Annotated in this window: 33 protein-coding genes and 1 pseudogene; 33 read left to right on the top strand and 1 reads right to left on the bottom strand. The window is 37.5% G+C overall.

Going from position 1 to position 23,153, the window contains the following annotated elements; all coding sequences use genetic code 11:
- The 31 genes and pseudogenes from fusA (at position 1) to carA (ending at position 17,769) form a co-directional block, all read left to right on the top strand.
- Entirely contained in the window at positions 1-2,157 is a 2,157-nt protein-coding gene (gene fusA / locus L1S31_RS12340; RefSeq protein WP_236465041.1) for an elongation factor G, read from the top strand.
- A gap of 11 nt (positions 2,158-2,168) precedes the next feature.
- Complete coding sequence (rpsJ, locus tag L1S31_RS12335) at positions 2,169-2,474, top strand: 30S ribosomal protein S10 (protein ID WP_026710316.1); 306 nt, start codon at positions 2,169-2,171, stop codon at positions 2,472-2,474.
- Between the two features lie 99 nt (positions 2,475-2,573).
- Complete coding sequence (rplC, locus tag L1S31_RS12330) at positions 2,574-3,191, top strand: 50S ribosomal protein L3 (protein ID WP_236465040.1); 618 nt, start codon at positions 2,574-2,576, stop codon at positions 3,189-3,191.
- Positions 3,191-3,820, top strand: coding sequence for a 50S ribosomal protein L4 (gene rplD / locus L1S31_RS12325; protein WP_236465039.1), 630 nt, complete (start codon positions 3,191-3,193; stop codon positions 3,818-3,820). Before rplC ends, rplD begins: the two co-directional genes overlap by 1 nt.
- A gap of 7 nt (positions 3,821-3,827) precedes the next feature.
- Entirely contained in the window at positions 3,828-4,118 is a 291-nt protein-coding gene (gene rplW, locus L1S31_RS12320; RefSeq protein WP_236465038.1) for a 50S ribosomal protein L23, read from the top strand.
- Between the two features lie 5 nt (positions 4,119-4,123).
- Positions 4,124-4,948 (top strand): 50S ribosomal protein L2, encoded by an 825-nt coding sequence (gene rplB / locus L1S31_RS12315; protein WP_236465037.1) that lies wholly within the window; start codon positions 4,124-4,126, stop codon positions 4,946-4,948.
- Between the two features lie 10 nt (positions 4,949-4,958).
- On the top strand, positions 4,959-5,237 hold the full coding sequence (gene rpsS / locus L1S31_RS12310) for a 30S ribosomal protein S19 (protein ID WP_007136562.1): 279 nt from the start codon (positions 4,959-4,961) through the stop codon (positions 5,235-5,237).
- Between the two features lie 6 nt (positions 5,238-5,243).
- Positions 5,244-5,654: a 50S ribosomal protein L22 gene (gene rplV / locus L1S31_RS12305; RefSeq protein WP_171222652.1), complete on the top strand. Its 411-nt coding sequence runs from the start codon at positions 5,244-5,246 to the stop codon at positions 5,652-5,654.
- Positions 5,655-5,659: 5 nt separating this feature from the next.
- Positions 5,660-6,424: a 30S ribosomal protein S3 gene (rpsC, locus tag L1S31_RS12300; RefSeq protein WP_236465036.1), complete on the top strand. Its 765-nt coding sequence runs from the start codon at positions 5,660-5,662 to the stop codon at positions 6,422-6,424.
- A 21-nt stretch (positions 6,425-6,445) separates the two neighbouring features.
- Positions 6,446-6,871, top strand: a complete 426-nt coding sequence (gene rplP / locus L1S31_RS12295; protein WP_236465035.1) for a 50S ribosomal protein L16 — start codon at positions 6,446-6,448, stop codon at positions 6,869-6,871.
- A 13-nt stretch (positions 6,872-6,884) separates the two neighbouring features.
- Entirely contained in the window at positions 6,885-7,076 is a 192-nt protein-coding gene (rpmC, locus tag L1S31_RS12290) for a 50S ribosomal protein L29 (RefSeq protein ID WP_236465034.1), read from the top strand.
- 17 nt (positions 7,077-7,093) lie between these two features.
- Positions 7,094-7,351 (top strand): 30S ribosomal protein S17, encoded by a 258-nt coding sequence (gene rpsQ / locus L1S31_RS12285; RefSeq protein ID WP_162128603.1) that lies wholly within the window; start codon positions 7,094-7,096, stop codon positions 7,349-7,351.
- A 2-nt stretch (positions 7,352-7,353) separates the two neighbouring features.
- Positions 7,354-7,722 carry a 50S ribosomal protein L14 gene (gene rplN, locus L1S31_RS12280; RefSeq protein WP_007803649.1) on the top strand — a complete coding sequence of 123 codons (369 nt, stop codon included), beginning with the start codon at positions 7,354-7,356 and terminating at the stop codon, positions 7,720-7,722.
- An 11-nt stretch (positions 7,723-7,733) separates the two neighbouring features.
- Positions 7,734-8,018 (top strand): 50S ribosomal protein L24, encoded by a 285-nt coding sequence (gene rplX, locus L1S31_RS12275; RefSeq protein ID WP_236465033.1) that lies wholly within the window; start codon positions 7,734-7,736, stop codon positions 8,016-8,018.
- A gap of 2 nt (positions 8,019-8,020) precedes the next feature.
- The gene (rplE, locus tag L1S31_RS12270) at positions 8,021-8,572 is read left to right on the top strand and encodes a 50S ribosomal protein L5 (RefSeq protein WP_236465032.1); all 552 of its coding nucleotides are present in this window, start codon (positions 8,021-8,023) and stop codon (positions 8,570-8,572) included.
- 3 nt (positions 8,573-8,575) lie between these two features.
- Positions 8,576-8,845 (top strand): 30S ribosomal protein S14, encoded by a 270-nt coding sequence (rpsN, locus tag L1S31_RS12265; RefSeq protein WP_169523144.1) that lies wholly within the window; start codon positions 8,576-8,578, stop codon positions 8,843-8,845.
- 141 nt (positions 8,846-8,986) lie between these two features.
- Entirely contained in the window at positions 8,987-9,385 is a 399-nt protein-coding gene (gene rpsH, locus L1S31_RS12260; protein WP_236465031.1) for a 30S ribosomal protein S8, read from the top strand.
- Between the two features lie 13 nt (positions 9,386-9,398).
- On the top strand, positions 9,399-9,941 hold the full coding sequence (rplF, locus tag L1S31_RS12255; RefSeq protein ID WP_236465030.1) for a 50S ribosomal protein L6: 543 nt from the start codon (positions 9,399-9,401) through the stop codon (positions 9,939-9,941).
- 11 nt (positions 9,942-9,952) lie between these two features.
- On the top strand, positions 9,953-10,306 hold the full coding sequence (gene rplR, locus L1S31_RS12250; protein ID WP_236465029.1) for a 50S ribosomal protein L18: 354 nt from the start codon (positions 9,953-9,955) through the stop codon (positions 10,304-10,306).
- A 6-nt stretch (positions 10,307-10,312) separates the two neighbouring features.
- Positions 10,313-10,837: a 30S ribosomal protein S5 gene (gene rpsE, locus L1S31_RS12245; RefSeq protein WP_236465028.1), complete on the top strand. Its 525-nt coding sequence runs from the start codon at positions 10,313-10,315 to the stop codon at positions 10,835-10,837.
- A gap of 12 nt (positions 10,838-10,849) precedes the next feature.
- Complete coding sequence (gene rpmD / locus L1S31_RS12240; RefSeq protein WP_121312865.1) at positions 10,850-11,032, top strand: 50S ribosomal protein L30; 183 nt, start codon at positions 10,850-10,852, stop codon at positions 11,030-11,032.
- 11 nt (positions 11,033-11,043) lie between these two features.
- Positions 11,044-11,496 (top strand): 50S ribosomal protein L15, encoded by a 453-nt coding sequence (gene rplO, locus L1S31_RS12235; protein ID WP_236465027.1) that lies wholly within the window; start codon positions 11,044-11,046, stop codon positions 11,494-11,496.
- Between the two features lie 11 nt (positions 11,497-11,507).
- On the top strand, positions 11,508-12,851 hold the full coding sequence (secY, locus tag L1S31_RS12230) for a preprotein translocase subunit SecY (RefSeq protein WP_236465026.1): 1,344 nt from the start codon (positions 11,508-11,510) through the stop codon (positions 12,849-12,851).
- 5 nt (positions 12,852-12,856) lie between these two features.
- The gene (gene infA, locus L1S31_RS12225; protein ID WP_026714631.1) at positions 12,857-13,072 is read left to right on the top strand and encodes a translation initiation factor IF-1; all 216 of its coding nucleotides are present in this window, start codon (positions 12,857-12,859) and stop codon (positions 13,070-13,072) included.
- Between the two features lie 10 nt (positions 13,073-13,082).
- Entirely contained in the window at positions 13,083-13,199 is a 117-nt protein-coding gene (ykgO, locus tag L1S31_RS12220) for a type B 50S ribosomal protein L36 (RefSeq protein ID WP_002987490.1), read from the top strand.
- A 2-nt stretch (positions 13,200-13,201) separates the two neighbouring features.
- Positions 13,202-13,576, top strand: a complete 375-nt coding sequence (rpsM, locus tag L1S31_RS12215; protein ID WP_236465025.1) for a 30S ribosomal protein S13 — start codon at positions 13,202-13,204, stop codon at positions 13,574-13,576.
- 8 nt (positions 13,577-13,584) lie between these two features.
- The gene (gene rpsK, locus L1S31_RS12210; RefSeq protein ID WP_236465024.1) at positions 13,585-13,968 is read left to right on the top strand and encodes a 30S ribosomal protein S11; all 384 of its coding nucleotides are present in this window, start codon (positions 13,585-13,587) and stop codon (positions 13,966-13,968) included.
- Between the two features lie 83 nt (positions 13,969-14,051).
- Positions 14,052-14,657, top strand: a complete 606-nt coding sequence (gene rpsD / locus L1S31_RS12205; protein WP_236465023.1) for a 30S ribosomal protein S4 — start codon at positions 14,052-14,054, stop codon at positions 14,655-14,657.
- Positions 14,658-14,678: 21 nt separating this feature from the next.
- A complete protein-coding gene (locus tag L1S31_RS12200; protein ID WP_136151653.1) occupies positions 14,679-15,671 on the top strand; it encodes a DNA-directed RNA polymerase subunit alpha in 993 nt (330 codons plus the stop codon).
- 61 nt (positions 15,672-15,732) lie between these two features.
- Positions 15,733-16,215 (top strand): annotated as a pseudogene (rplQ, locus tag L1S31_RS12195) (50S ribosomal protein L17); the annotation flags it as partial.
- A 432-nt stretch (positions 16,216-16,647) separates the two neighbouring features.
- Entirely contained in the window at positions 16,648-17,769 is a 1,122-nt protein-coding gene (gene carA, locus L1S31_RS12190; protein ID WP_236465022.1) for a glutamine-hydrolyzing carbamoyl-phosphate synthase small subunit, read from the top strand.
- 39 nt (positions 17,770-17,808) lie between these two features.
- Here the strand turns inward: carA and L1S31_RS12185 are convergent, their stop codons facing one another.
- Entirely contained in the window at positions 17,809-18,870 is a 1,062-nt protein-coding gene (locus L1S31_RS12185) for a hypothetical protein (protein ID WP_236465021.1), read from the bottom strand.
- Positions 18,871-19,199: 329 nt separating this feature from the next.
- Between L1S31_RS12185 and eno the strand changes: the two genes are divergently transcribed.
- Both eno and L1S31_RS12175 read left to right on the top strand, forming a co-directional pair.
- Entirely contained in the window at positions 19,200-20,492 is a 1,293-nt protein-coding gene (eno, locus tag L1S31_RS12180) for a phosphopyruvate hydratase (RefSeq protein WP_236465020.1), read from the top strand.
- A 101-nt stretch (positions 20,493-20,593) separates the two neighbouring features.
- Positions 20,594-23,119, top strand: a complete 2,526-nt coding sequence (locus tag L1S31_RS12175) for a DUF7619 domain-containing protein (protein ID WP_236465019.1) — start codon at positions 20,594-20,596, stop codon at positions 23,117-23,119.
- Positions 23,120-23,153 lie beyond the last annotated feature (34 nt).

Genomic DNA, 23,153 nt, shown 5'->3' with positions numbered 1-23,153 from the left:
ATGGCTAGAGATCTAAAATTTACAAGAAACATCGGAATCGCGGCTCACATTGATGCTGGTAAAACAACAACAACTGAGCGTATATTATTCTATACTGGAAAATCACACAAAATTGGTGAGGTGCACGATGGTGCTGCAACAATGGACTGGATGGCACAAGAGCAGGAAAGAGGTATTACCATTACTTCTGCTGCAACAACTTGTGAATGGAGTTTTCCAACTGAGCAGGGTAAACCATTACCAACTTCTCAGGATTACCACTTTAACATTATTGATACCCCAGGACACGTTGACTTTACCGTAGAGGTAAACCGTTCGTTACGTGTATTGGACGGATTGGTTTTCTTGTTTTCTGCTGTTGATGGTGTTGAGCCACAATCAGAAACTAACTGGAGGCTTGCTGATCAATATAGAGTTCCACGTATGGGATTCGTAAACAAAATGGACCGTCAGGGTTCTAACTTCTTAATGGTTTGTCAACAAGTTAGGGATATGCTAAAATCTAACGCTGTTGCCATTACTTTGCCAATTGGTGAGGAAAATGACTTTAAAGGAGTTGTAGATTTAGTAAAAAACCAAGCTATCGTATGGCATGATGCAACTCAAGGGGCAACTTTTGATATCGTTGACATTCCTGCTGATATGGTTGCAGAGGTAAAACAATACAGAGACATCCTTATTGAAGCAGTTGCTGATTATGATGAAAACCTACTTGATAAGTACATGGAAGATCCAGACTCTATCACTGAGGAAGAAATCAACAACGCTTTAAGAGCAGCTACAATTGACATGGCTATCATCCCGATGATTGCCGGTTCTTCTTTCAAAAACAAAGGAGTTCAGTTCATGTTGGATGCTGTATGTAAGTATTTGCCATCTCCTTTGGATAAGGAAGGTATCGAAGGTATTCACCCTGATGATGCTGAATTATTAGAAGAAGATCAAAAGAAAATCTTACGTCGTCCTGATGTAAAAGAGCCGTTCGCAGCTTTGGCATTTAAGATTGCTACTGACCCTTATGTTGGTCGTTTGGCTTTCTTCCGTGCTTACTCAGGTCGTTTGGATGCAGGTTCATACATCCTAAACACTCGTTCAGGAAACAAAGAAAGAATTTCCCGTATCTACCAAATGCACGCTAACAAACAAAACCCAATCGAGTACATCGAGGCAGGAGATATTGGAGCTGCAGTTGGATTTAAGGATATCAAGACTGGAGATACAATGTGTGACGAAAAACACCCAATCATTCTTGAGTCAATGAAATTCCCAGCACCGGTAATTGGTATCGCTATCGAGCCAAAAACTAAAGCTGACGTTGATAAAATGGGTATGGCTTTGGCAAAATTAGCTGAAGAGGATCCAACATTTACAGTAAGAACAGACGAGGCTTCAGGTCAAACGATCATTTCAGGTATGGGTGAGTTACACTTAGACATCCTTGTAGATCGTATGAAACGTGAATTCAAAGTTGAGGTTAACCAAGGTGAGCCACAGGTTGAGTACAAAGAAGCTTTCACAAAATCGGCACAACACAGAGAGGTTTACAAAAAACAATCTGGAGGTCGTGGTAAATTTGGTGATATCGTATTTAGATTGGAGCCAGCTGACGAAGTTGACGGAAAAGTACCGGTAGGTTTACAGTTCGTTAACGAAGTAAAAGGTGGTAACGTTCCTAAAGAATATATCCCATCTGTAGAAAAAGGATTTAGAGAAGCTATGAAAACTGGTCCATTAGCTGGATATCAGGTTGATAGTTTGAAAGTTACTTTATTGGACGGATCTTTCCACCCTGTGGATTCTGATGCTCTTTCTTTCGAATTGGCAGCAAGAATGGGTTATAGAGAAGTTGCAAAAGCAGCAGGAGCTGTAATTCTTGAGCCTATCATGAAAATGGAAGTTATTACACCAGAAGAAAACATGGGAGATATCGTAGGTGATATCAACCGTCGTAGAGGTCAGGTGAATGACATGGGTGACAGAAATGGCGCGAAAACCATTAAGGCTAATGTGCCTTTATCTGAAATGTTTGGTTATGTTACAACATTAAGAACATTATCTTCAGGTAGAGCTACGTCTACAATGGAATTCTCTCACTACGAGCAAACTCCTTCTAACATCTCTGAAGAAGTAATCAAAAAAGCAAAAGGTAACGCTTAATTTTTAACAAGATGAGTCAAAAAATTAGAATAAAATTAAAATCTTACGATCACATGTTGGTGGATAAATCAGCTGAGAAAATCGTAAAAACTGTGAAAAGCACAGGTGCTGTTGTAACAGGTCCAATTCCGTTACCAACTCACAAAAAAATATTTACCGTATTACGTTCTCCACACGTTAACAAAAAAGCGAGAGAGCAGTTTGAGGTAAGTTCATACAAAAGATTACTAGATATCTATAGTTCTTCTTCGAAAACTATCGATGCTTTAATGAAACTTGAATTGCCAAGTGGAGTTGAAGTAGAAATCAAAGTATAACGAAACAAGTTTCTGAAATGAGTATCAGAAGTAAATTTATTTCTGATACTTATTTCTTTATTAAAAAAGTAAACAAGTAATAATTATAAATAGTTTAATATGTCTGGGTTAATTGGAAAAAAAATCGGCATGACAAGCATCTTTGATGAAAACGGGAAAAACATTCCTTGTACAGTAATCGAAGCTGGTCCATGTGTCGTTACCCAAGTCAGAACCAATGAGGTTGACGGGTATGCAGCTCTTCAGCTTGGTTTCGATGACAAAGCAGAAAAACACGCTACTAAAGCGGACTTAGGTCACTTTAAAAAAGCGGGAACATCTGCTAAGAAAAAAGTCGTTGAATTCCAAGGATTTGAAGAAGATTACAAATTAGGTGATAATATCACTGTGGAAGTATTCAGCGAAGGAGAATTTGTTGATGTACAAGGTGTATCAAAAGGTAAAGGTTTTCAAGGTGTTGTAAAACGTCACGGTTTTGGTGGTGTTGGACAAGCAACACATGGTCAGCACAACCGTTTGAGAGCGCCAGGTTCTGTAGGAGCATCTTCTTATCCATCACGTGTATTCAAAGGAATGCGTATGGCAGGAAGAATGGGAGGAGATAATGTAAAAGTACAAAATCTTAGAGTTTTGAAAGTAGTTGCTGAAAAGAACCTACTTGTTGTTAAAGGAGCAATTCCTGGACACAAAAACTCTTATGTAATCATTCAGAAGTAATGGAAGTAAAAGTTTTAGATATCACAGGAAAAGATACTGGAAGAAAAGTACAGCTTTCTGATTCAGTATTCGGCATTGAGCCAAATAATCACGCAGTATATCTTGATGTTAAGCAATACTTAGCTAATCAAAGACAAGGAACGCACAAAGCTAAAGAAAGAGCTGAAGTTGCAGGTTCAACGCGTAAGATTAAAAAACAAAAAGGTACAGGTACTGCTCGTGCAGGATCTAAGAAAAGTCCATTGTTCAAAGGTGGAGGTACAGTTTTCGGACCACGTCCAAGAAGCTACTCTTTCAAATTGAACAAAACTGTTAAGAGATTAGCTCGTAAATCGGCTTTCTCTATCAAAGCAAAAGAATCAAATTTAGTAGTTGTTGAAGACTTCAATTTTGAGACACCAAACACTAAAAATTTCATTAATGTTTTGAAAGCATTAGGGTTAGAAAACAAAAAATCTTTGTTTGTGTTGGGTGATTCAAATAAAAATGTATATTTGTCGTCACGTAATTTGAAAGCGTCTAGTGTTGTAACTAATTCAGAATTAAGCACTTACGAAATTTTAAATGCTAACAATTTAGTTCTTTTAGAGGGTTCTTTGGAAGGAATTGTTGAAAATTTAAGCAAATAATTAGACCATGAGTATCATAATTAAGCCTATCATCACGGAAAAAATCACCAAAGAAGGTGAAGTTTTCAATCGTTTTGGTTTTGTTGTTGACAAAAAAGCAAACAAAGTTCAGATTAAGAAAGCTATCGAAGCTGCTTACGGAATTTCAGTTGTTACCGTTAACACGATGAACTATAGAGCTGATAGAACTACTAAATATACAAAAAGTGGTTTAATCAGCGGAAAAACTAACAGTTACAAGAAAGCTGTAGTACAAGTAAAAGAAGGAGAAACAATAGATTTTTATAATAATATCTAATAACAATGTCAGTTAGAAAATTAAAACCTATTACCCCTGGTCAGCGTTTTAGAGTTGTGAATGGTTTTGACGCCATCACGACTGATAAGCCGGAGCGTTCATTATTAGCACCGATAAAAAACTCAGGAGGTAGAAATAGTCAAGGAAAAATGACCATGCGTTATACAGGCGGTGGTCACAAGCAAAGGTATCGTATGATTGATTTCAAAAGAACTAAAGTTGGAATTCCAGCTACAGTGAAATCAATTGAATATGATCCAAACAGAACTGCTTTTATCGCATTATTGTGGTATGTAGATGGAGAGAAAACGTACATCGTTGCTCAAAATGGTCTGCAAGTAGGACAAACTGTTGTATCTGGAGAAGATGCAGCTCCTGAAATTGGAAACACTTTGCCATTGAGCAAGATTCCATTGGGAACTGTAATCTCCTGCATCGAGTTACGTCCAGGTCAGGGAGCTGTAATTGCTCGTTCGGCTGGAACGTTTGCTCAATTAATGGCAAGAGACGGAAAATATGCTACAATCAAAATGCCATCAGGTGAAACAAGATTGATCTTGCTTACCTGTTCAGCAACAATTGGAGCTGTTTCTAACTCTGACCACCAATTGATCGTATCTGGTAAAGCAGGTAGAACAAGATGGTTAGGAAGAAGACCAAGAACAAGACCAGTAGCAATGAACCCGGTTGATCACCCTATGGGAGGTGGTGAAGGACGTTCATCTGGAGGTCACCCACGTTCTAGAAAAGGTTTACCAGCTAAAGGTTACAGAACTCGTTCTAAAGTTAACCCGAGCAACAAGTATATTGTAGAACGCAGAAAGAAATAATTAGATAGACATGGCACGTTCATTAAAAAAAGGACCATTTGTTCACTATAAATTAGATAAGAAAGTTCAGGAGAATATCGCTGGAGGAAATAAAGGAGTTGTTAAGACCTGGTCTAGAGCTTCAATGATTACACCAGATTTCGTTGGACAAACTATCGCAGTTCACAATGGTCGTCAATTTGTTCCGGTTTATGTAACTGAGAACATGGTAGGACACAAATTAGGAGAGTTTTCACCAACTAGATCTTTTAGAGGTCACGCTGGAGCAAAAAATAAAGGTAAAAAATAAGAAGCAATGGGAGTTCGTAAAAGAGAAACAGCAGATGCGAGAAAAGAGGCTAATAAGTCTATTGCTTTCGCGAAATTGAATAACTGCCCTACTTCACCTAGAAAAATGCGCTTAGTAGCGGACTTGGTAAGAGGTCAGAAAGTGGAAAGAGCTTTAAATATATTAAGATTTAGCTCTAAAGAAGCTTCAAGAAAACTAGAGAAACTTTTGTTATCTGCAATCAACAACTGGGAGCAGAAAAACGCAGAAGGTAATGTAGCTGAAGCAGGCTTAATTGTAAAAGAAATCCGTGTAGACGGTGGAATGATGTTGAAAAGACTTCGTCCAGCTCCACAAGGAAGAGCACACAGAATTAGAAAACGTTCTAACCACGTTACAATCGTATTAGGACAATTAGATAACACACAAGCAAATTAATTAAGATGGGACAAAAGACAAATCCAATAGGAAACAGACTTGGGATCATCAGAGGATGGGATTCAAACTGGTATGGTGGAAATGACTACGGTGACAAAATCGCTGAAGATTACAAAATCAGAAAGTATATCCACGCTCGTTTATCAAAAGCTAGTGTATCAAAAGTAATCATCGAGAGAACTTTGAAACTTGTAACCGTTACTATCACTACTGCAAGACCTGGTATCATTATCGGGAAAGGTGGCCAAGAGGTAGACAAGTTGAAAGAGGAACTTAAGAAAGTTACTGACAAAGAGGTTCAAATCAACATCTTTGAAATTAAAAGACCTGAACTGGATGCTTACTTAGTAGGTACTTCTATCGCGCGTCAGATCGAAAGTAGAATTTCTTACAGAAGAGCTATTAAGATGGCAATTGCGGCTGCAATGCGTATGAATGCTGAAGGTATTAAAGTATTGATTTCTGGTCGTTTGAACGGAGCTGAAATGGCACGTTCTGAGCAATTCAAAGAAGGAAGGATTCCTCTATCAACTTTCAGAGCCGATATTGATTATGCTTTGGCTGAAGCACATACTACTTATGGTAGAATGGGTATCAAAGTATGGATCATGAAAGGTGAGGTTTATGGAAAAAGAGATCTTTCTCCACTTGTAGGCATGGACAAAAAACAAGCTGGTCAAGGTGGTGGAAAAGGTGGAGATTCTCCAAGAGGTGACAGAAAACCTTTTAACAAGGACAGAAAACCTGCGGGAGACCGTAAAAGAAAGTAATTTTTTAAAAAGTAAAGAAAAATGTTACAGCCTAAAAGAACAAAATACCGTAAGGTACAAAAGGGTAGAATGAAAGGGAATGCTCAAAGAGGGCACGAACTTTCAAGTGGAATGTTTGGAATTAAATCTGTACATGAAACAGGAATGTTCATGACATCTCGTCAAATCGAGGCTGCGCGTATCGCTGCAACCCGTTACATGAAAAGAGAAGGTCAGTTATGGATCAATATTTTCCCGGACAAACCAATTACAAAGAAACCTCTTGAGGTACGTATGGGTAAAGGTAAAGGTGCAGTCGAATATTGGGCTGCAGTTGTAAAACCAGGAAGAATCATGTTTGAAGTTGGTGGAGTACCACTTTCTGTAGCAAAAGAGGCTTTGCGTCTTGCTGCTCAAAAACTTCCGGTAAAAACTAAGTTTGTCGTTGCTAGAGATTTCGAAGCATAATCTAAAATTAATTATGAAACAATCAGAAATTATAAATCTATCTGTAGCTGAGTTACAAGAAAAACTTAGTCAATTAAGAAAAGCGTATGCTGACTTAAGAAATGCTCACGCTATTTCGCCTATTGCCAATCCACTTCAAATTAGAAGTGCTAGAAGAGCAGTTGCTAGAGTAGCAACTGAACTAACTAAAAGAGAGTTACAATAATTGTACACTAGCAAAAGATGGAAAAAAGAAATTTAAGAAAAGAAAGAATTGGTGTTGTTACGTCAAACAAAATGGATAAGTCTATTGTTGTGGCACAGGTAACAAGAGTAAAACACCCATTATATGGTAAGTTCGTATTGAAAACTAAAAAGTTTCATGCACACGACGAAACAAATGACTGTAACATTGGTGATACAGTAAAGATCATGGAAACAAGACCTTTATCAAAAACTAAATGTTGGAGATTAGTTGAAATCATTGAAAGAGCTAAGTAATTATGGTACAACAGGAATCGAGATTAAAAGTAGCAGATAACACAGGAGCAAAAGAAGTTTTGACTATCCGTGTTTTAGGAGGAACGAAACGTCGTTATGCCTCTGTTGGAGATAAAATTGTAGTTTCAATTAAAGACGCAACACCAAACGGAAACGTTAAGAAAGGTGCTGTATCGACTGCAGTTGTTGTACGTACCAAAAAAGAAGTGAGAAGAGCTGATGGTTCTTATATCCGTTTCGATGACAATGCATGTGTTCTTTTGAACGCTGCAGGGGAAATGAGAGGAACTCGTGTTTTTGGTCCGGTTGCAAGAGAGCTTCGTGAAAAACAATTCATGAAAATTGTATCATTAGCGCCTGAGGTGCTTTAATTCATAGTAAGATGATAAAGTTAAAAGTAAAAACTGGAGATACAGTAAAAGTTATCGCTGGAGACCACAAAGGTACTACAGGTAAAATTACGCGTGTTTACAGAGAGAAAAACAAAGCGATCGTTGAAGGTGTAAACATGGTTTCGAAACATACAAAACCAAGTGCTAAAAACCCTCAAGGAGGAATCGTTAAGATGGAAGCTCCTATCCACATCTCAAACCTTTCATTGGTTAGTGGTGCAGATACAGCTAAAGGCGGAGCGAAAAAAGATTCAAAAAAAGCTAATAAAGCATAGTTATGGCATATATCCCAAGACTTAAGCAAGAATATAAGGACAGAGTAATTGCTGCCCTTAAAGAAGAGTTCGGTTACAAAAACGTAATGGAAGTTCCTAAATTGGAAAAAATCGTTTTGAGCCGTGGAGTTGGAGCTGCAGTATCTGATAAAAAACTAGTTGACTATGCAGTTGAAGAGTTGACAAAAGTTACTGGACAAAAAGCAGTTGCTACAATCTCTAAGAAAGACGTTGCGTCTTTCAAATTGAGAAAAGGCATGCCGATTGGAGCAAAAGTTACTCTTAGAGGAGAAAGAATGTATGAGTTTTTAGACAGACTTATCACATCATCTTTACCACGTGTTAGAGATTTTAATGGTATCAAAGCTACTGGTTTTGACGGAAGAGGTAATTACAACCTTGGTGTTACTGAGCAAATCATTTTCCCTGAAATTGATATTGACAAAGTAAACAAAATATCAGGTTTGGATATTACATTCGTAACGTCTGCAAACACAGATAAAGAAGCTCAATCATTATTAGCAGAATTAGGTTTACCTTTTAAAAAGAATTAAGACATGGCTAAAGAATCAATGAAGGCCCGTGAGGTTAAAAGAGCTAAAACGGTAGCAAAGTACGCTGAGAAAAGAAAGGCTTTATTAGAAGCTGGAGATTACGAAGGGTTACAAAAATTACCAAAAAATGCTTCACCAGTTCGTATGCACAATCGTTGTAAATTAACTGGAAGACCAAGAGGTTATATGCGTCAATTCGGTATTTCACGTGTTACATTCCGTGAAATGGCCAATCAAGGATTGATACCAGGAGTAAAAAAAGCCAGCTGGTAATAGTTGGTATTTCAGCAGATAATTGTACATTTGCCGGATTTTTGCCGGGAACCGTGCAATTATCTGCTTTAAAGTAGAGTTTAATGGCTTCAGGTTCAATAGAATAGTTCTTTTGAAAACCGTTGCCGCAATTTAATAAATATGTATACAGATCCTATTGCAGATTTTCTGACTAGAATTAGGAATGCAGTGAGAGCTAACCACAAAGTGGTTGAGATCCCAGCATCTAATCTAAAAAAAGAAATCACAAAAATTTTATTCGATCAAGGGTATATTTTGAGTTACAAGTTTGATGACGCTACCGTACAAGGTACCATCAAAATCGCTCTTAAGTATGATAAAGATACTAAAGACTCAGTAATCAAAGATATCCAAAGAATTAGTAAACCAGGTTTACGTAAGTACGCAGGTGCTTCAAAATTACCTAGAATCCTTAACGGTTTAGGAATTGCTATTGTTTCAACTTCAAAAGGTCTTATGACTGGGAAACAAGCTAAGCAATTAAATGTTGGTGGAGAAGTAATTTGTTACGTATACTAAAAAATAGTTAAACATGTCAAGAATAGGTAAAAATCCAATTTCAATTCCTGCAGGTGTAACTGTTGAAGTAAACGAAACTACAGTTACCGTAAAAGGAAAATTAGGTCAACTTACACAAGACTACGCAGACGTAGCTATTAAAGTTGAAGAAGGTCAAATCACTGTTGAAAGACCATCTGATAGTAAAGATCACAGAGCAAAACACGGATTATACAGATCATTAATCAGCAATATGGTTACTGGTGTATCTGAAGGTTTTACAAAAGAACTAGAATTGGTTGGAGTAGGTTACAGAGCTTCAAACCAAGGACAAAAATTAGACTTAGCATTAGGTTTCTCCCACAACATTGTTTTAGAATTAGCTCCAGAAGTTAAATTGGAAACAATCTCTGAGAAAGGTAAAAACCCAATCGTGAAGTTAACATCTCATGACAAACAACTTATTGGAGCTATCGCTGCGAAAATCAGAGGTTTCCGTAAGCCAGAGCCTTACAAAGGTAAAGGAGTTAAGTTTGTTGGTGAAGTATTGAGAAGAAAAGCAGGTAAATCAGCGTAAAAAGTAGTATTATGTCATTAACAAAAACTGAAAGAAGACAGAGAATCCAGTATAGAATCAGAAAGATTGTTAGCGGTACTGCTGCTAGACCAAGGCTTTCTGTATTCAGAAGTAATAAAGAAATCTATACACAACTTATTGATGATGTGAATGGAGTTACTTTATTGGCTGCTTCATCGAGAGATAAAGGAGTAGATACAAAAGGAACAAGTATTGAAGTTGCGACTGCAGTTGGAAAACTGGTTGCTGAGAAAGCTTTAAAGGCTGGAATCACAGAAGTAACTTTCGATAGAGGAGGTTATTTATATCACGGTCGTATTAAATCATTAGCTGAAGGCGCAAGAGAGGCCGGATTAAAATTCTAAGAAATTATGTATAACGGATATAAAAACGTAGAAATAGTAAAACCTAGCGGTCTTGAATTGAAAGATCGTTTGGTAAGTGTAAATCGTGTTACCAAAGTAACAAAAGGAGGAAGAGCTTTCGGTTTTTCTGCAATTGTTGTTGTAGGTGATGAAAACGGTGTTGTGGGTCACGGATTAGGAAAATCTAAAGACGTTTCTGAAGCAATCGCAAAAGCGGTGGAAGATGCAAAGAAAAACTTGGTTAGAATTCCTTTGAGCGGACAATCAGTACCTCACGAACAAAAAGGAAAATTTGGTGGAGCAGCAGTATTTTTGATGCCAGCTTCTCATGGTACAGGAGTTATCGCCGGTGGTGCGGTACGTGCGGTACTTGAGTCAGTAGGTATTCACGATGTATTGTCAAAATCTCAAGGTTCATCAAACCCTCACAACGTGGTAAAAGCAACTTTCGATGCTTTATTACAAATGAGAAGTGCCGTTACTGTTGCAAAACAAAGAGGTATTTCTTTAGAAAAAGTTTTTAAAGGATAATTCAAGGAAAACATGGCAAAATTATTAGTAAAACAAGTTAGAAGCAAAATCAACTGTCCACTTACACAAAAAAGAGGATTAGAGGCTTTAGGTCTTCGTAAAATGGGCCAGGTTGTAGAGCATGATTCAAATCCTGCGATCCTTGGAATGATAAATAAAGTTAAACACTTAGTTTCCGTAGAGGAAGTTAAATAACAATCATAGTTATGAATTTAAGTAACTTACAACCTGCTGAAGGTTCGACGCATAATCAAAATAAAAGATTAGGTAGAGGAGAAGGTTCTGGTAAAGGTGGTACTTCTGCAAGAGGTCACAAAGGAGCTAAGTCTCGTTCTGGTTATTCTAAAAAGATTGGTTTTGAAGGAGGTCAGATGCCACTTCAAAGACGTGTGCCTAAGTTTGGTTTCAAAAACGTTAATCGTGTAGAATATCAAGGCGTAAATCTTGACGCTCTTCAATTATTGGTTGACAACGGAATTGTTACCGATACTGTAGATTTTACAGTATTTGTTGAAAACCGTTTGGCTACTAAAAACGAAGTAGTTAAAATCCTTGGTAGAGGAGAATTAAAAGCAAAATTAAAAGTATCTGCACATAAATTTACTGCTACTGCAAAAGCTGCTATCGAAGCTGCTGGTGGAGAAGCTGTAGAACTATAATCATAAGAACAATGAAGAAATTTTTTGAATCATTTTTGAATGTTTGGAAAATAGAAGAGCTAAAGAATAGAATCTTAGTAACTCTAGGACTATTATTAGTTTACAGATTTGGAGCGCACGTAACGCTACCAGGTATTGATGCTACTCAATTGCACAGCTTAGCTGGTCAGACAGATAAAGGTATCGGATCGATCCTTGACATGTTTACCGGAGGAGCTTTCTCAAAAGCGTCAGTATTTGCGTTGGGTATCATGCCGTACATTTCTGCTTCAATCGTTGTTCAGTTGATGGGTATTGCTATTCCTTATTTGCAAAAATTACAAAAAGACGGAGAAAGCGGTAGAAAGAAATTAAATCAAATTACAAGATGGTTAACCATCGCTATTACTTTGGTACAAGGTCCAGGTTATATCTATAACTTGTACAGAACTTTACCAAGTAGTGCATTCCTTTTAGGATTTGATTCATTCTCATTCTTATTCTCATCTGTTTTGATCCTTACAACGGGAACTATTTTTGCAATGTGGTTAGGAGAAAAAATTACGGATAAAGGTATTGGTAATGGTATTTCACTATTGATTATGGTGGGTATCTTGGCAAGGCTTCCACAAGCATTATTCCAGGAATTTACTTCAAAGGTTACCAATAATAATGGTGGACCAATGTTGTTGGTACTTGAAATCATAGTTTGGTTATTGGTAATTATTGCATGTGTATTGTTAGTAATGGCTGTTAGAAAAATCCCGGTACAATACGCCCGTCGTACAACAACAGGAGATTTCGAACAAGACATGATGGGAGGAAACAGACAATGGATTCCATTGAAACTGAATTCTGCCGGAGTTATGCCAATCATCTTTGCACAGGCAATCATGTTCATACCAGCTGCAGTTGCAGGACTTTCAAAATCTGAAACATCGCAATCTATTGCAAGTACTTTCAGTAATATGTTTGGTCTATGGTATTGTGTGGTTTTTGCTTCATTGATTGTAATTTTTACATTCTTTTATACAGCAATTACTGTCCCTACAAATAAAATGGCTGATGATTTGAAAAGAAGCGGCGGATTTATTCCTGGTGTTAAACCTGGAATCGAAACGGCTGATTTCTTAGATAGAATCATGTCTTTAATAACATTCCCTGGTTCATTATTTCTTGCTTTGATTGCTGTGTTCCCAGCTCTTGTAGTAGGTCTTGGTGTTCAACAATCTTGGGCAATGTTCTATGGTGGTACCTCATTGATCATTATGGTTGGTGTTGCTATCGATACTATTCAACAAATAAATTCTTATTTATTGAATAAGCACTATGATGGATTGATGAAAAGTGGTAAAAATAGAAAAGCAGTAGCTTAATTTTTATGGCAAAACAATCAGCAATAGAACAAGACGGATCAATAATTGAAGCATTGTCAAATGCAATGTTCCGAGTAGAATTAGAAAACGGACACGTCGTGATTGCTCACATCTCTGGAAAAATGCGTATGCATTACATCAAATTGTTACCTGGTGACAAAGTGAAACTGGAAATGAGCCCTTACGATTTATCCAAAGCAAGAATTACTTATAGATATTAAAAGTATTACAATGAAAGTAAGAGCATCAGTTAAGAAAAGAAGTGCCGAGTGTATTATTGTACGCAGAAAAGGCAGATTATACGTAATCAACAAAAAGAATCCTAGATTTAAACAAAGACAAGGATAGTTATGGCAAGAATAGCAGGGGTAGATATACCTAAAAACAAAAGAGGAGTTATCGCTTTAACCTACATCTTCGGAATTGGTAAAAGTAGAGCTATTGAGATTTTAGAAAAAGCTCAAGTAAGCCAAGATACAAAAGTTCAAGATTGGAATGATGAGCAAATCGGAGCAATCCGTGATGCTGTGTCGTATTACAAAATTGAAGGTGAGCTTCGTTCAGAAGTTTCATTACACATCAAACGTTTAATGGACATTGGATGTTATAGAGGTATCCGTCACAGATCTGGTCTTCCGTTAAGAGGACAAAGAACTAAGAACAACTCTAGAACAAGAAAAGGTAAAAGAAAAACTGTTGCTAACAAGAAAAAAGCAACTAAATAATAAGTAATATGGCTAAAGCGACTACAAAAAAACGTAAAGTTATCGTTGAATCAACGGGCGAAGCGCATATTAATGCAACCTTTAACAACATCATTATTTCGTTAACAAACAAAAAAGGTGAAGTTATTTCTTGGTCATCAGCTGGTAAAATGGGCTTTAGAGGTTCTAAAAAGAACACTCCGTATGCAGCTCAGATGGCAGCAGAAGACTGTGGAAAAATTGCATTAGAAGCAGGACTTAAAAAAGTAAAAGTTTATGTAAAAGGACCAGGAAACGGACGTGAGTCTGCAATCCGTTCTATTCATAACTCAGGAATTGAAGTAACAGAAATCATTGACGTTACTCCAATGCCGCATAATGGATGTCGTCCTCCTAAAAGACGAAGAGTATAATTATAGTATAACACAGGCAGAGTTACGGTTATCGGAGGATTTATTGACCTGAATTCATAACCGCTGTCTAAAAACAATTTAAAATGGCAAGATATACTGGTCCACAAACAAAAATTGCTCGTAAATTTGGCGAAGCAATCTTCGGAGAAGACAAAGCCTTCGAAAAAAGAAATTATCCTCCTGGACAACACGGGATGGCTAAAAAAAGAGGTAAAAAATCAGAGTACGCTGTACAGTTGATGGAAAAGCAGAAAGCTAAATATTCTTATGGAATATTAGAGCGCCAGTTCCGTAAAATGTATGAAAAAGCAGCTGCTTCCCACGGTGTAACAGGTGAAATCCTTTTGCAATTATGTGAAGCTCGTTTGGATAATGTTGTTTACAGAATGGGAATTGCTCCATCTCGTAGAGGTGCAAGGCAAATCGTTTCTCACAGACACATTACCGTAAACGGAGAAGTAGTAAACATTCCTTCTTACCACTTAAAGCCAGGTGATAAAGTAGCAGTTCGTGAAAAATCAAAATCTGTTGAAGCTATCGAGCGTTCATTATCAAATTCATCTCAGGTTTATGAGTGGATTACTTGGAATAATGACACTAAGGAAGGAACTTTCGTTTCTGTTCCTCAAAGACTTCAAATTCCAGAAAACATTAAAGAACAATTAATCGTAGAGTTGTACAACAAATAATAATTGACATTAGTCTAAATTATGGCAATATTTAATTTTCAGAAGCCCGATAAAGTTATCATGATCGATTCAACCGATTTTGAAGGTAAGTTTGAATTCAGACCTTTAGAACCAGGATACGGATTGACTGTTGGTAACGCACTAAGAAGAGTTTTACTTTCTGCTTTGGAAGGTTATGCGATTACATCTATCAGAATTGATGGAGTAGAGCATGAATTCTCAACTATTTCTGGTGTTGTAGAGGACGTTACTGAAATTATCCTAAACCTTAAACAAGTGCGTTTCAAACGTCAGATTGAGGATGTGGATAACGAAACAGTTTCGATTTCTATCTCAGGAAAAGATCAGATTACAGCTGGTGATTTCCAAAAATTCATCTCTGGTTTCCAGGTGTTGAATCCGGAATTGGTTATCTGTAACTTAGATAGCAAAGTAAATCTTAATATGGAACTGACTATCGAGAAAGGTCGTGGTTATGTTCCTGCAGAAGAGAACAAAAAACAAAACGCAGCAATCGGTACTATCTTTACAGACTCAATCTTTACTCCGGTAAAGAATGTAAAATATGCTATTGAAAACTTCCGTGTAGAGCAAAAAACAGATTATGAAAAATTGGTTTTCGAAATCAAGACTGATGGTTCTATCAATCCAAAAGATGCCCTAACAGAAGCTGCCAAAGTTTTAATTCACCACTTTATGTTATTCTCTGATGAGAGAATCACGCTTGAAGCTGATGAAATTGCTCAAACTGAGTCTTATGATGAGGAATCATTACACATGAGACAATTGCTTAAAACAAAATTAGTTGACATGGATCTTTCAGTTCGTGCACTAAACTGTTTGAAAGCAGCAGAAGTTGATACACTTGGAGATCTAGTATCTTTCAACAAAAATGACTTAATGAAGTTCCGTAACTTCGGTAAAAAATCGCTAACTGAGTTAGACGAATTGGTTGCCAACAAGAATCTTACTTTCGGAATGGACTTAGGTAAATACAAATTAGATAAAGAATAAATTACTTCATATTTTGCTCTCCAAAGAGGATTGAGCAAGATGAAGGTTAAAAAAACACGTCATGAGACACGGAAAAAAAGTAAATCACTTAAGCAGACAGACTGGACATAGAAAATCTATGTTGGCTAACATGGCTTGTTCTCTTATCGAGCACAAACGTATCAACACTACTGTTGCTAAAGCAAAAGCGTTGAAACAATTCATTGAGCCGCTTATTACAAAATCAAAAGAGGATACAACCCACAACCGTCGTATTGTTTTCGCTTACTTGAGAAACAAATACGGAGTTACTGAACTTTTCAGGGAAGTAGCTGCAAAAGTTGGTGACCGTCCAGGTGGATATACACGTATCATTAAGATGGGTAACCGTCTTGGAGATAACGCTGATATGGCCATGATCGAATTGGTTGACTTCAACGAACTATACAACGGAGGTAAAAAAGAAGAGAAAAAAGGTAGAACACGTCGTGCTAAGAAAACGACTGAAACTCCTGCTGCTCCTAAAGCTCCGGTTGCTGCTGCACCAGTTGTAGAAGAAGTAGCTCCAATTGTAGAAGAAGTTGTTGAAACTCCTGCTGCAGAGGTTGTAGAAACTCCAGCAGTTGAGGAAACTCCGGTTGCTGAAGTAGAAACTCCTGAAGTTGTAGAAGAAGCTCCTGCAGTTGCAGAAGTGGAAGAGACTCCAGCTGACGAAGCACCAGAAACTCCAGAAGCACCAGCTACTGAAGAGGACAAAAAAGACGAAGAGGCATAATGACTGCCAACTCAAATATTAAAAGGATAAACATTTTTGTTTATCCTTTTTTTTTGGATTTTTTGAAGCACACGTTTTCCTTTCTAAACAAGTTCAGTCCCGCTTTCCGCGCTACATGGTAGCTTGCTGCAATCGGGGCTAAGCGAAATGTTTATAAACTTTAATAATTCTTTCTAAAATATTTCTAAGGAAATAAATAAATTTGCACAACACAACTACACTATGCAACACACAACAAGATCAAAAGCCATTTTATTACTAGCCGACGGAACCATCTTCCACGGCAAATCCATCGGAATCTCAGGCAAAACCTTTGGCGAAGTCTGCTTCAATACCGGAATGACCGGTTACCAGGAAATCTTTACTGATCCTTCTTACTTTGGGCAAATCATGGTAGCAACCAATCCACACATTGGAAACTACGGAGTAAACGCTCAGGAAGTGGAATCTGAAAAAATCATGATATCCGGATTGGTTTGTAAAAACTTTAGCTTTAACCATTCACGCCCCGATTCTGAATCAAATCTTTATGATTATTTCGAAAAACAAAACCTAATCTGCATCTCTGATGTGGATACACGTGCCTTGGTAAGCTATATCCGCGATCACGGCGCGCAAAACGCAGTGATTTGTACTGACGGAACAGCGGTTTCCGAATTGAAACAGCTTTTAGGAAACGTTCCCGATATGAAAGGTTTGGAACTGGCTTCCAAAGTTTCCACTAAAGAACCTTATTTCTTTGGAAATGAAAATTCAAAATATAAAATCTCAGCTTTGGATTTAGGGATTAAAAGAAACATCCTGCGAAACCTTGCCAAAAGGGACTGCTACATCAAAGTGTTTCCCTATAACGCAAGCTTTGAAGAAATGCAGGCTTTCAATCCAGACGGTTATTTCCTGTCCAATGGTCCTGGAGATCCTGAACCATTAACCGAAGGAATCGAGATTGCCAAAAAAATAATTGCAGCCGATAAACCGTTATTCGGAATCTGCCTTGGGCATCAAATGATTGGATTGGCTAACGGGATTTCAACCTATAAAATGTTTAACGGGCACAGGGGAATCAATCATCCTGTAATGAATGTGCTAACCGGAAAAGGAGAAATCACTTCGCAAAATCATGGATTTGCAGTCAATAGGGAAGAATTGGAAAACCATCCCGATTTAGAGGTTACGCATTACCACATCAATGACAATACGGTGGCCGGAATGCGGATGAAATCTAAAAATGTGTTTTCGGTGCAATACCATCCAGAAGCAAGTCCGGGACCACACGATTCATCGTATCTTTTTGATGATTTTATTACCAACATAAAAAAGGCGAAAAGCTTACTCGAAGTATAACTTTCCGCCGATTTGGCTTCTAAACCTTTATTGATTGGATTAATCGTTGTAGGCAAATTTTCCGTGAAGTGCCTCGAATTCTCCATTGTGTTTTAGGAACTCTGCATTGGTAACATACCAATTGTTGTACATATTATCTTTAGTAGACTGAAGGCTGTTGAAAACTGAATAGAACGCATTCTTTTTAGCGTTGTAGCTTCTTACTGTTTCATTGTAACGGGCCACATTTTCAGCAGTTTCAGCATTATTTGATTTTTTCAAGGCTTGTAGCGCTTCGTATTCTGTTACATATTCTTCGAATAAGCTGCTAAGTTGATCTTGTTGGTTATTGATGAATGTCGAATATTGGATGTTTGCTTCATTAAGTGAATTGTCTCTGAAGTAATTGTTGTATTGTGCTGTTTTCAACATAATTTGTTCGTGCATCAAAGCAATCATGTTCATACATTCGGTAAACCCTTTTCTATCCATGGCAGCAATAACTTTGGTAAGTTTTTCATCCATTACATTCAATTTGTAGAACATGATATTTTGTTGCGCATTATATTCCAGAATATTTTTTCCAACTGGGCTTTTAAAGTGGTATCTATGGCATGACCCAAAATATTTTTTGTCTTTTTCATAGTTTTCAAGCGCTTGGTAATAGGTCATCATTTCCTGTTCCTTTCTATTAAGGTTTTCCCCAATTTCAGGTAATGACAGGCTGCTTTGGTAATCATAGTCAGTTAAGATAAGGCTTCCATTTTTCAAAGACTCAACCGTTCTCTCGTTCATTTTGATAAAGCTGTCCCTAAGTGAAGTATTGCCTTGAAATCCTTTGTCGGTAGTTTTTAGGATTCTATTGATGTTTTCTATTTTTTCAACAATTCTTTGAGAAGTCACTTTAGATCTCGAATCCAATTGAGACTCAACAATAGTAACAGTATAATCCATCAATGCTTTTTTAATGAACATTTCATTTTTTCCAAAATCTTCAAGGTAGGCATCAATCGTTCTGTAATTTTGGGCATGTAAAACTGTTGACAGAAGACTAACGAATAAAAGTAAACCAACTTTTTTTAGGTTGCTTTTAGGACTGTTTGTAATAGTAGAATTTTTCATGGCGCAATTGTTTTATTTTGATGATGTAAAATTAGCTCCACGATGCTCTGGATTTGTTATAAGAAAAAATAAAATGATTATATAATTCGCACAACCCCTTATTTTACTGGTATTGGCAAATTTATAAATTTGTCAAAACATGTAAATTCTATAACCATTATTTACGATTCTATAAACACCACAATATTCAATTCATTAAAAACCCGTATCGGATGATAATTTTATATAGGCTAAATCGATTGCGTTTATAAGTTCTCTAAATAATTAGAGGAAATTTTTCCAAATTCCTTAAATTTGTGAACCTATTTTAAATCTTAAACTATAGCAAAATGAGTATAATCATTAAAGTTCATGCAAGACAAATCCTTGACTCAAGAGGAAATCCAACAATTGAAGTAGATGTAGTAACCGAAAACGGTGTTTTAGGAAGAGCAGCAGTTCCATCAGGAGCTTCTACAGGAGAACACGAAGCGGTTGAATTACGTGATGGAGGAAAAAAATACATGGGTAAGGGAGTTTCAAAAGCTGTTGCCAATGTAAATACTAAAATCGCTCCTGAATTGATGGGCGTTTCTGTGTTTGAACAAAACCATATTGACAACTTAATGATTGAATTGGATGCAACACCAAACAAATCAGAACTTGGAGCCAATGCTATTTTAGGGGTTTCACTGGCTGTGGCCAAAGCAGCTGCAAATGAATTAGGCCTTCCTTTATATAGATACGTTGGAGGCGTTTCTGCCAATACCTTACCGGTTCCTATGATGAACATCATCAATGGTGGTTCGCATTCCGATGCTCCGATTGCATTCCAGGAATTTATGATCATGCCGGTAAAGGCAACTACGTTTACCCATGCAATGCAAATGGGAACGGAAGTTTTCCACAACCTTAAAAAAGTACTACACGACAGAAACCTTTCCACTGCAGTAGGTGATGAAGGTGGATTTGCACCAAACCTTGCTGGAGGAACTGAAGATGCTTTGGATACCATCAAAACGGCAGTTGAAAATGCAGGATATAAATTTGGCGACGAAATCATGATTGCGCTTGATTGTGCGGCATCTGAGTTTTACGTGGACGGAAAATACGACTATACCAAATTTGAAGGCAAGGCCGGAAAAGTAAGGTCGTCAAAAGAGCAGGCAGAATATCTGGCTTCATTAGTTGAAAAATATCCAATCATATCCATCGAAGACGGAATGCAGGAAAATGACTGGGATGGCTGGGCTTACCTAACTGAATTGGTTGGAAACAAAACACAGTTGGTTGGGGACGATTTATTTGTAACCAATGTAGAGCGCCTTTCCACAGGAATTGAAAAAGGGATTGCCAATTCAATTTTGGTAAAAGTAAACCAGATTGGGACTTTGACAGAAACCATTGCAGCTGTAAACATGGCACATAATGCAGGATATACTTCGGTAATGTCACACCGTTCAGGTGAAACCGAAGACAATACCATTGCCGATTTGGCCGTAGCATTGAACTGTGGGCAAATCAAAACAGGTTCGGCTTCGCGTTCAGACCGTATGGCAAAATACAATCAATTGCTCAGGATAGAAGAGGAGTTGGCTGATACCGCTTATTTTCCTGGATTGAAAGCATTCAAACAGAAGTAAAACGTTAAAGTAACATTATATTAAACCTGGCAAATACTACTGTCAGGTTTTTTTGTTATTTTTACTTGGCAAATTTAAACCTACCATCAAAAATACAAGCCATGAAAAAACCATTACTCTTTTTATTGTTTTTGACCGCCTTCGCTAATGCTCAAATCGTAAATATCCCCGATGCGAATTTTAAAACCCTGTTATTGCGTCCGGCTGAATATCAGGTTGCAAAAGATATCAATGGGAATTACGTCGCTATCGATACCAATAATGATGGTGAGATTCAGGTAAGTGAGGCATTAGTCATCAGGTCGCTTGAAATTTCACAACAACAAATAGCAAATATTACCGGTCTAGAGGCCTTTGTGGAATTGACAAGGCTGAGTTTGGGAGGAACCCAAATCACAAACCTGCCACTAAACAGCCTGGCGAACCTTAATTATATTTTTTTAGGTGGAAACCAATTACTAACAACTTTGGATTTGTCACCATTACACAATCTTGTGACTGCTTATTGTGACTATAACAGTTTTACATCTGTAAATGTTTCCGGATTGACAAATCTGCATACCTTCACTTGTAATGAGAACGAATTAACATCCTTAAATGTAACAGGCCTTACCAACTTGGTTGAATTGCGGTTTACCGATAATCAGCTGACAAACATAAATTTAAACGGGCTTACCAATCTTGAAATCCTGCTTTGTTACCAAAATCATCTTTCAACTTTGGATTTAACCGGATTAACAAATCTTCAATATTTGCATTGCGACAGTAATTCACTGACTTCACTCGATGTTAGTGGCAACCCAAACCTGGTTCAGTTTAGTTGCGCAGCAAACCAGTTGACATCAATCAATGTGGATAATCAAACGCATTTAAGGACTTTTGCCTGTTCCGATAATCTGCTTACTTCCTTAAGCTTTCATAATACTCCACAACTGGCCTATGTAGGATGCCAGGAAAATCAGCTTACTTCGCTGGATGTGTCTACTTTAACCAACCTGGATAATTTGTACTGTAATGATAATTTGCTGACCAGCCTTGATTTGAATAATAATATCAACTTGGTTTTTGTCAATTTTATGACTAATCCATTGGAAATCGTAATGATGAAAAATGGCAGGTTCCAACAATATCCTACAGGAATCGAAACGGGAACAGGCCCAATTGATAATGAGCATACACCACTCCAGATTATTTGTGCCGATGAATTCGAAATCAATTACTGGCGCAGTATTTTTGAAAATAATTTGATTTCAACTACCTATTGTACCTTCACTCCCGGAGGTAGTTATAACACCATTACAGGTTCGCTTGTTTTTGATGCTGCAAATGATGGTTGTGGTGCCGGAGATTTATCGTTTCCAAACACAAGGGTTAGGATAAACGACGGGACAATCTCGGAGTCGAATTTTACCGAAACAGACGGGACTTATAACTTTTATACCCAGGAAGGCGATTTTACCATCACACCAACTGTAGAAAATGCGGCTTGGTTTAATTTTTCACCAACAACCGCCAGCATTCATTTTGATGACCACAATAACAATATTGAAACCCGCAATTTCTGCCTTACGGCCAATGGCGTGCATCCCGATTTGGAGGTATTGATTGTTCCTTCAATTCCGGCCCGTCCTGGTTTTCAGGCAGTTTATCAGGTCGTTTATAAAAATAAAGGGAATCAGATACTTTCAGGAGATATTGCCTTTACTTATGATGAAGATTTAACCGATTATGTTTCAGCAACAGTAAACCCAAATTCTCAAGGCGCTGGAAGCCTGCAATGGACATTTGGCAATTTACGTCCTTTTGAGGAGCGTAGTTTTACCATAACTTTCAATGTCAATGCACCTAATGCAACGCCTCCAGTTTCAATTGGCGACGTATTGCATTTTGCTGCTACAATTAACCCGATTGTGGGAGATGAAACACCAGGTGATAATGGAGCAGAGCTGAACCAAATTGTTGTTGGTTCGTTTGACCCAAATAATAAGACATGCGTTGAAGGAACCTTGGTTTCCACAATTAAAATTGGAGATTACCTGCATTACACGATAAACTTTGAAAATACAGGAACAGCAGCAGCTGAAAATATTGTGGTAAATGATGTAATCGATACAGCCAAATTTAACCTGACTACGTTTCAGGTGATGCACAGTTCGCATCCGGTTGTTACAAAGATTAATCAAAACCTAAGTAAAGTGGAATTCGCTTTTGAAGGAATTAATTTGGCTGCAGGCGGACATGGCAATGTGGTGTTTAAGGTAAAGACAAAAAGCAATTTGGTTGCCGGGAATTTTGTGACCAATAAAGCCGATATTTATTTTGACTATAATTTACCTATTGTTACCAATACCGCTACCACTAGCTTCCAGGCTTTAGGATTAAATGAAAACGAAATGGACCATACCGTAACCATTTACCCAAATCCGGCAAAAGACCATATCAATATCAATAGCCAGAATACCATCAAATCCATACAGCTTTTTGACATCAATGGCAGGATTTTATTGACTAAGATTAGTGCTGGTTTAGAAGAGGTTGTGCCGTTTTCCGATTATAGCAAAGGAATCTATTTCTTGAAAATAACAACGGAAGCGGGAATGAAAACAGAGAAAATAGTAAAAGAATAATGCTTTAGCAGTTTTTATTTTCAATCGGGAATTG

The organism is Flavobacterium wongokense (assembly GCF_021608265.1).
GTDB classification, from domain to species: Bacteria; Bacteroidota; Bacteroidia; order Flavobacteriales; family Flavobacteriaceae; genus Flavobacterium; species Flavobacterium wongokense.
The sequence above is the reverse complement of the archived record's forward strand: the minus strand, read 5'-3'. Positions and strand labels throughout refer to the sequence as shown.